General features: G+C 30.1%; 16 protein-coding genes and 1 riboswitch. Of the genes, 11 read left to right on the top strand and 5 right to left on the bottom strand.

Translation table 11 applies throughout. The features are described 5' to 3' along the window. Positions 1–12: 12 nt before the first annotated feature. The 6 genes from moaA to msrQ are packed head-to-tail and all read left to right on the top strand — an operon-like array spanning position 13 to position 3,762. Positions 13–1,005, top strand: coding sequence for a GTP 3',8-cyclase MoaA (moaA, locus tag AC5SLY_RS01810; protein ID WP_011281926.1), 993 nt, complete (start codon positions 13–15; stop codon positions 1,003–1,005). Continuing rightward, positions 1,006–1,551, top strand: coding sequence for a cyclic pyranopterin monophosphate synthase MoaC (moaC, locus tag AC5SLY_RS01805; RefSeq protein WP_011281925.1), 546 nt, complete (start codon positions 1,006–1,008; stop codon positions 1,549–1,551). 2 nt (positions 1,552–1,553) lie between these two features. Then, positions 1,554–1,823: a hypothetical protein gene (locus AC5SLY_RS01800; RefSeq protein WP_011281924.1), complete on the top strand. Its 270-nt coding sequence runs from the start codon at positions 1,554–1,556 to the stop codon at positions 1,821–1,823. Further along, positions 1,823–2,266 carry a molybdopterin synthase catalytic subunit gene (locus tag AC5SLY_RS01795; RefSeq protein WP_011281923.1) on the top strand — a complete coding sequence of 148 codons (444 nt, stop codon included), beginning with the start codon at positions 1,823–1,825 and terminating at the stop codon, positions 2,264–2,266. Before AC5SLY_RS01800 ends, AC5SLY_RS01795 begins: the two co-directional genes overlap by 1 nt. Then, entirely contained in the window at positions 2,263–3,168 is a 906-nt protein-coding gene (gene msrP, locus AC5SLY_RS01790; RefSeq protein WP_011281922.1) for a protein-methionine-sulfoxide reductase catalytic subunit MsrP, read from the top strand. The genes AC5SLY_RS01795 and msrP overlap by 4 nt, the downstream gene beginning before the upstream one ends. Positions 3,169–3,192: 24 nt before the next feature. Beyond that, positions 3,193–3,762: a protein-methionine-sulfoxide reductase heme-binding subunit MsrQ gene (gene msrQ, locus AC5SLY_RS01785; protein WP_011281921.1), complete on the top strand. Its 570-nt coding sequence runs from the start codon at positions 3,193–3,195 to the stop codon at positions 3,760–3,762. Here msrQ and AC5SLY_RS01780 read toward each other — a convergent pair. Continuing rightward, complete coding sequence (locus tag AC5SLY_RS01780; RefSeq protein WP_006997157.1) at positions 3,759–4,106, bottom strand: DUF779 domain-containing protein; 348 nt, start codon at positions 4,104–4,106, stop codon at positions 3,759–3,761. The genes msrQ and AC5SLY_RS01780 overlap by 4 nt on opposite strands. A gap of 45 nt (positions 4,107–4,151) precedes the next feature. Next, the gene (adh, locus tag AC5SLY_RS01775; RefSeq protein WP_050748707.1) at positions 4,152–5,702 is read right to left on the bottom strand and encodes an aldehyde dehydrogenase; all 1,551 of its coding nucleotides are present in this window, start codon (positions 5,700–5,702) and stop codon (positions 4,152–4,154) included. A 297-nt stretch (positions 5,703–5,999) separates the two neighbouring features. Between adh and AC5SLY_RS01770 the strand changes: the two genes are divergently transcribed. Further along, on the top strand, positions 6,000–6,245 hold the full coding sequence (locus tag AC5SLY_RS01770; RefSeq protein ID WP_011281919.1) for a DUF1244 domain-containing protein: 246 nt from the start codon (positions 6,000–6,002) through the stop codon (positions 6,243–6,245). On the opposite strand, the gene AC5SLY_RS01765 is transcribed toward AC5SLY_RS01770, so the two are convergent. Beyond that, positions 6,246–6,746: a molybdenum cofactor synthesis domain-containing protein gene (locus tag AC5SLY_RS01765; RefSeq protein ID WP_011281918.1), complete on the bottom strand. Its 501-nt coding sequence runs from the start codon at positions 6,744–6,746 to the stop codon at positions 6,246–6,248. It lies immediately after the preceding gene. An 18-nt stretch (positions 6,747–6,764) separates the two neighbouring features. On the opposite strand from AC5SLY_RS01765, the gene AC5SLY_RS01760 reads away from it, so the two are divergent. The 3 genes from AC5SLY_RS01760 (at position 6,765) to AC5SLY_RS01750 (ending at position 9,201) form a co-directional block, all read left to right on the top strand. Next, the gene (locus tag AC5SLY_RS01760) at positions 6,765–7,511 is read left to right on the top strand and encodes a sulfite exporter TauE/SafE family protein (RefSeq protein ID WP_011281917.1); all 747 of its coding nucleotides are present in this window, start codon (positions 6,765–6,767) and stop codon (positions 7,509–7,511) included. Between the two features lie 29 nt (positions 7,512–7,540). Next, complete coding sequence (locus tag AC5SLY_RS01755; RefSeq protein ID WP_011281916.1) at positions 7,541–8,131, top strand: 2OG-Fe(II) oxygenase family protein; 591 nt, start codon at positions 7,541–7,543, stop codon at positions 8,129–8,131. Between the two features lie 88 nt (positions 8,132–8,219). Continuing rightward, positions 8,220–8,283, top strand: a riboswitch (SAM riboswitch). 9 nt (positions 8,284–8,292) lie between these two features. Beyond that, on the top strand, positions 8,293–9,201 hold the full coding sequence (locus AC5SLY_RS01750) for a homocysteine S-methyltransferase family protein (RefSeq protein ID WP_011281915.1): 909 nt from the start codon (positions 8,293–8,295) through the stop codon (positions 9,199–9,201). On the opposite strand, the gene AC5SLY_RS01745 is transcribed toward AC5SLY_RS01750, so the two are convergent. Further along, positions 9,194–10,081 (bottom strand): DMT family transporter, encoded by an 888-nt coding sequence (locus tag AC5SLY_RS01745; RefSeq protein ID WP_018413979.1) that lies wholly within the window; start codon positions 10,079–10,081, stop codon positions 9,194–9,196. The two genes, AC5SLY_RS01750 and AC5SLY_RS01745, sit on opposite strands and share 8 nt — an antisense overlap. Further along, positions 10,078–10,557 (bottom strand): YbaK/EbsC family protein, encoded by a 480-nt coding sequence (locus AC5SLY_RS01740; protein ID WP_494598991.1) that lies wholly within the window; start codon positions 10,555–10,557, stop codon positions 10,078–10,080. The genes AC5SLY_RS01745 and AC5SLY_RS01740 overlap by 4 nt, the downstream gene beginning before the upstream one ends. Before the next feature lie 146 nt (positions 10,558–10,703). Between AC5SLY_RS01740 and glnA the strand changes: the two genes are divergently transcribed. Continuing rightward, on the top strand, positions 10,704–12,110 hold the full coding sequence (glnA, locus tag AC5SLY_RS01735) for a type I glutamate--ammonia ligase (protein WP_011281912.1): 1,407 nt from the start codon (positions 10,704–10,706) through the stop codon (positions 12,108–12,110). Position 12,111 lies beyond the last annotated feature (1 nt).

Raw genomic sequence — 12,111 nt, 5'->3', positions numbered from 1 at the left:
AATAAATATAAGATGAAATTACTAAGTGATACTTTTGGAAGAAAATTTCCCTACATAAGACTATCGATCACAGACGTCTGTAATTATAAGTGCTCCTACTGTTTGCCACAAGGTTATAAAAAAACGCCTGGAGACACGAGAAGTTTTATGTCTGCTCAAGAAATATCCAGATTAACAAAAGCATTGTCTGAATTAGGTGTTTGTAAAATTAGATTAACTGGTGGAGAACCAACAGTTAGAAAAGACTTTTTTGATATCTTAAAAGATATGAAGCAAAATTCCAATATACCCAAAGTAACAATGACAACTAATGGTTATCGTTTGGACAAAATTGCAGAACAATTATTTGAAGCTGGTTTAGATGGAATAAATATTAGTATTGACAGTTTAAATAGAGAAACTTTTAAAAAACTAACAGGACATGACAGGCTTAATGAAATTTTAGAAGGCATAAAGATTTTACAAAAACTAGATTTTAAAAATATAAAAATTAATGCCGTTTTACTCAAAGGTATTAATGATACCCATGAAGAGTTTAAAAAATTTGGAAATTTCATAAAAGATAACAATATTGATTTTAGATTTATAGAATTGATGCAAACTGGTGATAATTTAGAATATTTTAAAAAAAATCATGTTTCCTCTAAATTATTCAAAGATTATTTAGAGAAAAATAACTGGATACCGCAAACTTATGGGAAAGATGCGGGTCCTTCATTAAATTTTATACATCCAAATTTTAAGGGTAAATTTGGATTAATTGCTCCTTATACTAAAGATTTTTGCCAAACTTGTAATAGATTAAGAGTTACCTCTAGAGGTGATTTAAGATTATGTTTGTTTGGTAATACCGGAATTAGCATCAGGCATTTATTGCAAGATGATGCTCAAAAAGATGAACTTGTAGATCTTATCATAAAACAATTGCATCTTAAAAAAGAGTCACATTATTTAGAACTTGGAGATACTGGAATTACTCCAAATTTATCTAGTACTGGAGGATAAATGGCAAACTTAAAAGTGATAAACGAAGAAAAATTAAAAGACTGGGCTAAAGAAATTTTTAAAAAAAATTCTTTTAACATGATTGATGTTTCATCAAAAAAAGAAACATTTAGAAGAGCGTTAGCTTCTGGTAAAATTTATGTAGGAAAAGAAGTTTTTAATCTAATTAGAAATAAAGAAATGCCTAAAGGTGATCCGATCACTTTAGCTGAAGTTTCAGCAATTTTAGGTGTTAAAAAAACTAGTGAATTAATTCCATTATGTCACCCACTTCCAATAGATCATACTGCAACAAAAATTATCATGCATGAAGATGATAGCTCTTTAGAGGTTTTTTGTGTTGTGTCAGCTGTTGCAAAAACTGGTGTTGAAATGGAAGCTATTATGGGAGTTAATGCTGCATTAATTACAATCTATGATCTTAGTAAAATTGTAAACCCACATCTTAGAATTGATAATGTGAAATTATTAATTAAAGAAGGTGGAAAAAGTGGTCTATGGATCAATCCTGATGGACTACCAGAGTTTTTAAAAGATATTTTTTAAACATGAAAATTAAACTTGAGTTATTTGGAGCAAGTAGAGATTTTAGCAATAAAGATTACTTAGAATTTGATCTTAAAGAAAAAATTGAAATCAAAGATTTAAGAAGAGAAATCATCGATTACTTGGATATTAATTTTAAAGGTAATGAAGATTTTATAAAAATAGTTAAAAGCTCTGCTTTTTGCTCTGAAGATAATAATATTGTTAATGATAATTTTAAAATTACAAAAGATCAAAAAATTGGGATTATACCTCCAATAGGCGGTGGCTGATGTTACATGCAAAAATTATAGATATTGAAAAAAATAAAATAAAAACTTCTGAAGCAGAAGCATTTATCAAATCATCTACATACGGAGCTTCAATTATTTTTACAGGAAATGTAAGAAATATTAATGAAAATAAAGAAGTTATTGGTATAGCTTATGATAGTCATGACGAACTAGTACTAAAAAGTTTTGAAGAAATTTATAAAGAGACTACAGAAAAACTTAAAATTATAGATAAAGCAGTCTTTATAGAGCATATAAAGGGCTATGTGGGGCTTGGAGAAACTAGTATAATTATCGCAGTTGCCTGCAAACATAGAGATGAAGCTTACGTATTATCTAGGTATATAATTGAAGAAATCAAAAAAAGATCACCTATTTGGAAAAAAGAACATTATAAAAATGATGAAAGTGAATGGTTAAAAGGTAATCCTATTAAAAAATGAAAAAATATAAACATTCAGAAATTACACCAGAATTAATTTACAATAAAAGAAGAAAATTTATTAAATCAATTGGGCTTGGTGTTGGTTCAATATCTTTGAGCAGTATACCATTCTTAAACAATGCTTATTCACAAAATAAAACTAAGCTAACATCATATGAAGATATTACGACGTATAACAATTATTATGAATTTGGTACCAGTAAAAGTGATCCTTATAGAAATTCACAAGAATTTATTACTAAACCTTGGAGTGTAACTATTGAGGGGGAAGTAGAAAATCCAGTTACGATTTCAGCTGAAGAAATAATTTCTTTATTTCCTTCGGAAGAAAGAATCTACAAACTAAGGTGTGTTGAGGGTTGGTCAATGGTTATTCCTTGGATGGGATTTTCTCTAAGTAGGTTACTTAGTAAAGTATCTATTAAAAATACTGCAAAATTTGTTGAATTTGAAAGTGTTTATGACCCTGAACAAATGAATGGCCAAAGATACCCTGTTCTAAATTGGCCTTATAGAGAAGGATTAAGAATTGATGAAGCTATGCATCCTATAACAACAGTTGTTACTGGGCTTTATGGAAAAACATTGCCTAATCAAAATGGAGCTCCATTAAGAATTTTTGTTCCTTGGAAGTATGGTTTTAAAAGTGCAAAAGCAATTGTTAAAATAAAATTAGTTGAAAATATGCCTACATCATCTTGGATGAGATCGTCCCCAAGAGAATATGGATTTTATTCAAATGTTAACCCAAATGTTTCTCATCCAAGATGGTCACAAGCAACAGAACGTGTCATAGGTGAAGGTATTTTAGCTCCTAGGATTGAGACTGAAATGTTTAATGGGTATGGTGATGAAGTTGCACATTTATATTCAGGTATGGATTTAAAGAAAAACTTTTAGATACATAAATTTGTTTTATAAAACATGCAGAAATATATAAAAATACCAATTTTCTTTTTTTGTTTACTGCCAATATTAATCATTGTTTATCAAATTATTTTTAATCAATTAGGTCCAGAACCTGTGAAAAAAATAACACATGTAACTGGTGAGTGGACACTTCGTTTTATCATAATAACTCTTGCAATGACTCCTTTACAAAAATTTACTGAATTAAATTTTTGGATTAGCTATAGGAGAATGTTTGGGTTGTTTGTTTTTTTTTATGCATCAGCACACATGATGACATATGTTGGCATAGATTATCGTTTTGATTGGTCTAGTATTGGAGATGATATTATAAAAAAAAAATTTATATTTGCTGGATTTTTAGCTTGGCTTTTATTAGTGCCACTTGCTCTTACTTCATCTAAACGAATGATAAGGTTGTTGAGAGATAAATGGAAAAAACTACACAAGCTTGTTTATATAATTTCTTTATTAGGAATTATTCACTACTTATGGTTAGTTAAAGTAGTTACAGTTGAACCCTTAATCTATCTTATTATTATAGTAATTTTACTTACACTAAGAGTTAAAATGAAATTTAATTAATTAATTGATTTTTTTTCAGGAACGCAAATCTCAGATCTTGTTAAAAATCTTCTGCCAGTTCCATTGTCTAAAGAAAACATTCCACCCATACCTTGAATGCAATCAATAATTAAATCTGTATTTTTCCATGCTTCATGTTGAGTTTCACTTATGTAAAAAGGAATACCACCAATTTTTCCAACTAAAACATCGTCATCACTTACTAAAAATTCTTTAACAGGGTAACACATTGGAGCACTTCCATCACAACATCCACCAGATTGATGAAAGAGTAATTCTTTACCATGATCTTTCTTTAGATCTTCAATTAGTTCTAAAGCTGAAGGGGTTGCTGAAACTTTCATAGTTATATGGCCTGTAGTTTAATACAGGCCATTATAATATATCTGTTAAAAGAAGCCTAATTTTTTCTCACTGTAAGACACGTGTAAGTTTTTCACCTGTCTATAATGATTAAGCATCATTTTATGTGTTTCTCTACCGATTCCAGATTGTTTGTATCCTCCAAAAGCAGCATGAGCTGGATAAGCATGGTAACAGTTAGTCCAAACTCTACCAGCCTGGATTCCTCTTCCCATTCTATAAGCAATATTCCCATTTCTAGTCCAAACACCTGCTCCTAAACCATAAAGAGTATCATTAGCTATTTCTAATGCATGAGCTTCATCTTTAAATTTAGTAACAGATACAACTGGTCCAAAAATTTCTTCTTGGAAAACTCTCATAGAGTTATTGCCTTCAAAAATAGTAGGTTGGATATAATTTCCTTTTTCCAAACCACTGTTTAAGTTAGCAACTTCACCACCACATAGAACTTTGGCACCTTCTTTCTTACCTAAATCTAAGTAAGATTTTATTTTTTCCATTTGTTCTAATGATACTTGAGCACCAATCATAGTTTCCATTTTTAGAGGATTGTCCTGCTTGACTGCTTTCGTTCTAGCAACTGCTCTTTCCATGAACTTATCATAGATAGATTCTTGGATTAACACTCTACTAGGACAAGTACAAACTTCACCCTGATTAAGAGTAAACATTGCAAAACCTTCAAGACATTTATCAAAGAAATCATCATCTTGATCCATAACATCTTCAAAGAAAACATTTGGAGATTTTCCACCTAATTCTAAAGTTATTGGAATTAAGTTTTGTGATGCATATTGCATGATCAAACGTCCAGTTGTAGTCTCACCAGTAAAAGCAATCTTTCTAATTCTTTTAGATGAGGCTAATGGTTTACCTGCTTCAAGACCAAAACCACTTACAACATTAACAACTCCTGGAGGCAATAAGTCTCCAATAAGTTCCATTAATAGTAAGATTGATGCCGGTGTTTGCTCAGCTGGTTTTAAAACTACACAGTTACCTGCAGCAAGTGCTGGTGCAAGTTTCCATGTTGCCATTAATAATGGAAAGTTCCATGGTATAATCTGTCCAACTACACCAAGTGGTTCAGGTATATGATAAGAATATTCACTATTACTTATCTCTGAAACCGAACCTTCTTCTGCTCTGATTACTCCAGCAAAATATCTCCAATGATCAACAACTAATGGTAAGTCAGCTGCCATACACTCTCTAATTGGTTTTCCATTATCTAAACATTCAGCAGTAGCTAATAGTTCAAGATTTTTTTCAATAACATCAGCTATTTTAAGTAGTATGTTAGATCTTTCAGTTATTGACGTAACTCCCCAAGTAGGAAAGGCAGCGTGTGCAGCATCTAATGCAGCCTCAACATCTTTTGCATCTGACCTTGGAACGGAACATATAACTTCATTATTGATTGGACTTACGTTGTCAAAATATTTACCTGATTTTGGTTCAACGAATTTTCCTCCTATAAAATTTCCATATTTTTCTTTAAATGGAAATTTGACATTTAAGTGAGACGTATCTAGTAACGGAGATCGTCCACCTTTTACTGTTTCTGTGCTCATTTTTATCCTCTCTCTTTTATTATTATTCTTAAGCTTATTTTTTTTGATTGGTTTGTGTAACTTCTTTTTAGTCACACTCTTTTTAACTTTTTTAATAATTTTAGATTTTTTTTTAACTTTAGGTTTTGACTTTTTGGCTGTTTTCTTTTTTTTACCAGCCATCTTTTTTTTAATAGCCATAAAATATTTAAACAAAAAAAGATGATAATATCTATATTTTAAACATTAATTTTTCTACTTAAGATTGAATGCAGCCTACATCTTGTGCTTAATTGAAATGTGTCTAATATTTTAATTATGAGAGAAGATAAAAAACAAGAATTACAGTCTGCTACATTTGAAAGATTGCTCAAACATCTAGATAAACGAAAAGATGTTCAAAATATAGATATTATGAACCTTGCTGGCTTTTGCAGAAACTGTTTATCAAAATGGTATCGAGAAGAAGCAGAGAAAAAAGGTATTGAAATTTCAGACTTAGATGCACGTGAGCATGTTTATGGTATGCCTTATTCTGAGTGGAAAGAAAAATATCAAAAATAATTATTTTTCCTTAAGTCTTGGAAATAGTTCTACAAAATTACAAGGTTTATGATTTATATCTAACTGATGTTTTAAAATTCCATCCCAGGCATCCGTTACTCCCCCTGAAGAACCTGGCAAAGCAAATACATATTTGCCATTAGCTAGTACTGCACAAGCCCTAGATTGAATGGTCGATGTACCAACTGTTTTTAAACTTATTGTTCTAAACACCTCTCCAAAACCTGGTATATGTTTGTCAGCTATCTCGTTTACTGCCTCTGGTGTAATATCTCGACCTGTAAGCCCAGTGCCCCCTGTTGTAATTACAACATCTATTTCAGATTGATTAATCCAATCTTTAAGGATTTTAATAATGTCATCTTTGTTATCTTTACAAATTTTTCTATCTATTAATTTATGTTTAGCCTCCTCTATTTTTTTTACTAAGATCGCACCAGACTTATCGTTCTCAAAAGTTCTGGTGTCCGTAACAGTTAAAAGTGCTATATTTACAATCATAAATTTAAAATAATTTTCATGATTATATTATCATTTTTATTTCTTCTAACAGCAACTTTATATTCAAGTGTTGGCTTTGGTGGTGGCTCTACCTATCTAGCCCTTCTATTAATTTGGGATATTCCTTACTTGATCTTTCCTGTAATTGCTCTCTTTTGTAATATTATTGTCGTATCAGGAAATTGTATAAATTATATTAAAGCTGGAAATATCAATTTTAAGATCCTTACCCCATATTTGATATCATCTGTGCCACTTGCATTCATAGGAGGATCTTTATCAGTAGATAAAGAAATTTTTGAAATTTTACTTTTTTTAGTCTTAGCACTAGCAGGAGTTCTACTTCTCATGAAATTTCAATCTTTTGATCAAAAAATTGAAGTTTATAAAAAGATACCAAAAATATTATCAATATTAATTGGTGCATCTATTGGATTTGTGTCTGGTGTAGTTGGAATTGGTGGTGGAATTTTCTTAAGCCCTATATTGTTATTAATTAGAGTAGATAAAGCAAAAAACATTGCAACAGCAGCATCATTATTCATACTGATTAATTCTTTATCAGGACTTGCTGGCCAATTTACAAAGGCATCAACAATAAATGGAATTTATGATTATTGGCCATTATTTTTTTTTGTTTTAATAGGCGGCCAGCTTGGAAACTATTTAAATCTTAAAATTTTTCCTGCAAGAATATTAGCTCTAGTGACATCAGGACTTGTCATATTTGTCGCTATTCGAATGGGACTGAAGTTGTTTGCATAACAGAAGTATTAAATTATTATAGAAAGATTATGAAAACATTTAGAGCATTTGGACCCACTATAGGAAAAACAAAGTTATCCAAAAAAATTATTACTATATTAAATAATCACATTGATAAGTCTCAATTATCTAAAAAAAATGATTATAGCTCTAAACTTGCAAGTCAAATTAGGAATGAAATTAAGATACCCAAAACTTTAATTAATAAGAGTTTGTCTAAAGAATTACTAAAAAATATTAAAGTTTACCTTGATAAGTCAGGCGTTAAAAAAATTAAAGAAATTAAGATAATAAATCTATGGGTGGTTAGGCAATTAAAAAATGAATATAATCCAATTCATTATCATGAAGGACAACTGTCAGGTGTTGGATATCTTAAAATCCCAAAAGATATGAATCAAAATAAATTAGTTAAGAATAAAAAGATTAAAACTAATGGAACTATTGATTTTATTAATGGTCAAAAAAACTTTTTAAGTAAAAGTATCTATAATTTAAACCCTAAATTAGGAGACCTATTGATTTTTCCAAATTATTTAATGCACACAGCTTATCCATTTAACGTTGATGGTGAGAGAAGATCCTTCTCATTTAATGCTAAAATATTATTCAAGAAGTGATTTACTAATCAGTCTAATAGATATATAAATATTTTACCGATTTGATCCATATTGCAGGTGCTAACTGCTAAAAAGGAAATCATTATATAATTGGTAAAGGTAGTTGAACTGTATTGTGCACCTTGCATAGAGCTAAAGCACTAAAAAAGTAAGGAATAAAAATGGATATTAATTTTTTTAAAACAACACGAATTTTAGATGGTGGTATGGGACAAGAATTGTTAGCTCGTGGTATGAAGCCAAACGGCACATTGTGGAGTGCAAATGCTGTTTTAAAAGAAGAATACCATCAACTCTTACTAGACACACATTTAGACTTTATTAAAGCGGGTGCTGAAGTTATTGTTACAGCAACCTTTACTACTAGACGAATAAGATTACGTGATAATAAAATTGAAGATAAGTTTGAATACTTAAACAAAAAAGCTGGTGAAATAGCTCAGAAAGCTAAAGAACAACATCCTAACGTGTTAATTGCAGGCGGTCTTCCACCTCAATATTTAACATACGAAGAAGATACAAGACCAGATGATGAAATTAAGCAAAATTTTTATGATCAAGCAAAATTATTAGATCCTTATATTGATTTTTTTTACTTAGATGTTTTGTCTAGTGTAAAAGAGTTTAAATTAGCAATTGAAGCAATTGAAGAATTTAATAAGCCATACTTAATAGGTGCTCACATTTCTGAAGGAATAAATCTTCCAAGTGGTGAAAAAATATCAGATATTATTAACAATATTAAACATAATAATTTACTAGGATTAATTTTATCCTGTGTTTCACCTGAAAACTTTTATGAAAATTTAGAAGAAGTAAAAAATTTAGGTGTTCCGTTTGGATTTAAGCTTAATGCTTTTGTGACAACTAATCCTAAAGATGGTTATACTAATAGTTATAATGTCAGTAAAACTGGTAACCCAAATGAATTTTTGGGTCAAAGAAAAGATTTAACACCCGAATTGATGGCAAATTTTGTTAAAAAATTTAAAAATGCTGGTGCTACTATTTTAGGTGGATGTTGCGAAACAAGACCATCTCATATTAAAGAAATGGTTCAGTTTAAGTAGTTTTTTTTTGATCTGCTTTTTTAACAAAGTAAATTCCAACAACAACTGCTAATAAAGATAATAAAATTTTAGGTGTTATTATTTCTTTTAAAAAAATATAACTCAATATAGTACCGAATATTGGAATTAAGTAAGAGACTTGTGATTGAAATATAAGACCATTATCTTTTAGAATTTTAAATCTTAGTAACCAAGCAACACCTGTTGAAACCATTCCTAGATAAACTACTGATATTGTAGACTCAACGCTTGGAACCGAGTTCCATGGTTTTTCAATAAAATAAACAAATGGTATTAAGATTAGGACAGCCCAAATTAATATAGAGCCTGTTACATTTTCATTCTTTTTCTTACTAATTTTAAGAGTTAAAACTCCTCCAATAACATAACAAGTTGACCCAAGTAATATTAATAACGCAGAAATAAAATTACTATCATTTATTAATAGATTATCTGAAAACAAATAAATAATTCCTGAAAAACCAATTAGTATTCCAAAAGTTTTAACTAAATTGAACTTTTCATTTTTTGTATAAAAGTGACCCAATATTGTTGAACTCAAGGGTGTTGTTGACATTAAGATTGCTGCCAAATTACTTTGTACAGATTTTACACCGTAAGCTATTAAGAAAAAAGGTAATACTAGATTGACAAATCCTATTATAGCAAACCAATACCAATCTTTAGAAAAGGCTTCTATCTTAATTTTTTTATAAAAGCATAATAATAATACTGGAATTGATCCAAAAAAAACTCTCAAGAATGCAATTGTAATTGGTCCAAAAGATTCTGTTGCAATTTTGATATTAAAAAAAGCTGATGCCCATATTAAAGCTAAGATTACTAATAATGTATAATCAATTAATCTAGGTTGTCTCATTCAATTATATCTTCAACTTTTCCATTCGTAATCTTCTGAATATCGTTATAGTTTGTTTTGAATACACAGTTTGGATGTCCTGCTGCTGCAAACAATTCATTAAACCTTTCTAAAGAATTGTCTATTATAATTTCAATTTCCTCTAAATGACCAACAGGTGAGACACCCCCTATTGTATAGCCAGTTTGTGTCTTAACTTCTTCTGGTGATGCCATTGAAATATCTTTTTTATCTTTAATTTTTTTTAATTTATTTAATGAACATCTCTTATCACCTGCTACTAAGCATAATATAAAAGTATTTTCTGCTTTAAATAATAAGCTTTTGACAATTGCACCTACATCACAAGCTAAAGCTGTTGCTGCATCCTGAGCTGTTCTTGCTGAATTTTCTAAAACTATTACCTCTAAGGATTGGTCAAAGTTTTTAAGAAATTTTTCAGCTCTTTTAACAGGTTCTTTATCTAATAAGCTCATATTTCAACTAATAATTGATTGATAATTTAACAAATAATGTTGTAATTCATATGTAAAAAACGCATAGGTGATATTTATTATTCAAGCAATATTATTAAAGAAACATTTGTTATTAATTGACCACAAAATTTAAAAAAGGAGAAACTATGACTGCTGCCAATGTTCTAAAATTTATGAAGGAAAAAGAAGTTGAATTTGTTGATTTAAGATTTACTGACCCTCGAGGAAAACTTCAACATTTAACAATGGATCACACTATCGTTGATGAAGAAATGTTAAATGAAGGTGTATTCTTTGATGGTTCATCTATTGCCGGTTGGAAGGCAATTAACGAGTCTGACATGATTTTAATACCTGATACTTCTAGAATGATTATGGACCCTTTTACATCTCATAATACCCTAATCCTTTTTTGTGATATTTTAGATGCTGTTAAAAGATCTCCTTATGAGAGAGACCCAAGAGGAACAGCTAAAAAGGCAGAAGCATATTTAAAGAAATCTGGCATTGGTGATAAAGCTTTTTTTGGTCCTGAACCTGAATTTTTTGTTTTTGATGATGTTAGAATTAATAATGATCCAAACAACACTGGTTTTAAAATAGATAGTAAAGAAGGTCCTTATAATTCTGGAACAGAGTATGCAAATGGAAATATGGGTCATAGACCTCCAGTAAAAGGTGGTTACTTTCCAGTCCCTCCAGTTGATAGTGAACAAGACATGAGAGGTGAATACTTAAAAAGTTTAAAAGAAGTAGGTATTAAAGTTGAAAAACATCACCATGAAGTAGCACCAAGTCAACATGAACTTGGTATGTACTTTGGAACTCTTGTTGATCAAGCTGATAATGTTCAATTATATAAATATGTAGTTCAAATGGTTACACATTCATTTGGAAAAACAGCAACTTTTATGCCAAAGCCGATTGCAGGAGATAACGGTTCAGGTATGCACATTCACCAATCAATTTGGAAAGACGACAAACCAGTTTTTTCTGGTGATGCTTATGCAGGGTTATCTGAAACAGCACTTCACTATATTGGTGGAATTTTAAAACATGCAAAAGCAATTAATGCTTTTTCAAATGCTACAACAAATAGTTATAAAAGATTAATTCCAGGTTTTGAAGCCCCTGTTCTGCTTGCTTACTCTGCAAGAAATAGATCTGCTTCATGTCGTATACCAATTTCATTAAGTAAAAATGGTGCAAGATGTGAAATAAGATTTCCTGATGCTTCAGGAAATCCATATTTAACTTTTGCTGCTATGCTTATGGCTGGTTTAGACGGAATTAAAAATAAAATACATCCAGGCGAATCTTTTGATAAAGATCTTTATGAATTACCTCCCGAAGAAGTTAAAAACATTCCAACTGTTTGTGGATCATTAAGAGAAGCAATGGAAAGTTTAGATAAAGATAGAGAATTTTTAACTGAAGGTGGTGTATTTACTGATGATCAAATTGATGCTTACATTGCATTAAAATTTGAAGAGATACATAGATTTGAACACGCACCTCATCCTGTAGAGTTTGAGATGTATTACAGCAGCTAAG

The organism is Candidatus Pelagibacter sp. PS_23 (assembly GCF_059417905.1).
The sequence above is the reverse complement of the archived record's forward strand: the minus strand, read 5'-3'. Positions and strand labels throughout refer to the sequence as shown.

Bases quoted from the DNA above. Each gene is read 5' to 3' on its own strand.
- adh (WP_050748707.1), bottom strand. From the start codon at position 5,702: ATGAGCACAGAAACAGTAAAAGGTGGACGATCTCCGTTACTAGATACG.
- AC5SLY_RS01760 (WP_011281917.1), top strand. From the start codon at position 6,765: ATGATTATATTATCATTTTTATTTCTTCTAACAGCAACTTTATATTCA.
- AC5SLY_RS01780 (WP_006997157.1), bottom strand. From the start codon at position 4,106: ATGAAAGTTTCAGCAACCCCTTCAGCTTTAGAACTAATTGAAGATCTA.
- msrQ (WP_011281921.1), top strand. From the start codon at position 3,193: ATGCAGAAATATATAAAAATACCAATTTTCTTTTTTTGTTTACTGCCA.
- AC5SLY_RS01740 (WP_494598991.1), bottom strand. From the start codon at position 10,557: ATGAGCTTATTAGATAAAGAACCTGTTAAAAGAGCTGAAAAATTTCTT.
- AC5SLY_RS01750 (WP_011281915.1), top strand. From the start codon at position 8,293: ATGGATATTAATTTTTTTAAAACAACACGAATTTTAGATGGTGGTATG.
- moaC (WP_011281925.1), top strand. From the start codon at position 1,006: ATGGCAAACTTAAAAGTGATAAACGAAGAAAAATTAAAAGACTGGGCT.
- AC5SLY_RS01770 (WP_011281919.1), top strand. From the start codon at position 6,000: ATGAGAGAAGATAAAAAACAAGAATTACAGTCTGCTACATTTGAAAGA.
- AC5SLY_RS01800 (WP_011281924.1), top strand. From the start codon at position 1,554: ATGAAAATTAAACTTGAGTTATTTGGAGCAAGTAGAGATTTTAGCAAT.
- AC5SLY_RS01795 (WP_011281923.1), top strand. From the start codon at position 1,823: ATGTTACATGCAAAAATTATAGATATTGAAAAAAATAAAATAAAAACT.
- msrP (WP_011281922.1), top strand. From the start codon at position 2,263: ATGAAAAAATATAAACATTCAGAAATTACACCAGAATTAATTTACAAT.
- AC5SLY_RS01755 (WP_011281916.1), top strand. From the start codon at position 7,541: ATGAAAACATTTAGAGCATTTGGACCCACTATAGGAAAAACAAAGTTA.
- moaA (WP_011281926.1), top strand. From the start codon at position 13: ATGAAATTACTAAGTGATACTTTTGGAAGAAAATTTCCCTACATAAGA.
- AC5SLY_RS01765 (WP_011281918.1), bottom strand. From the start codon at position 6,746: ATGATTGTAAATATAGCACTTTTAACTGTTACGGACACCAGAACTTTT.
- glnA (WP_011281912.1), top strand. From the start codon at position 10,704: ATGACTGCTGCCAATGTTCTAAAATTTATGAAGGAAAAAGAAGTTGAA.
- AC5SLY_RS01745 (WP_018413979.1), bottom strand. From the start codon at position 10,081: ATGAGACAACCTAGATTAATTGATTATACATTATTAGTAATCTTAGCT.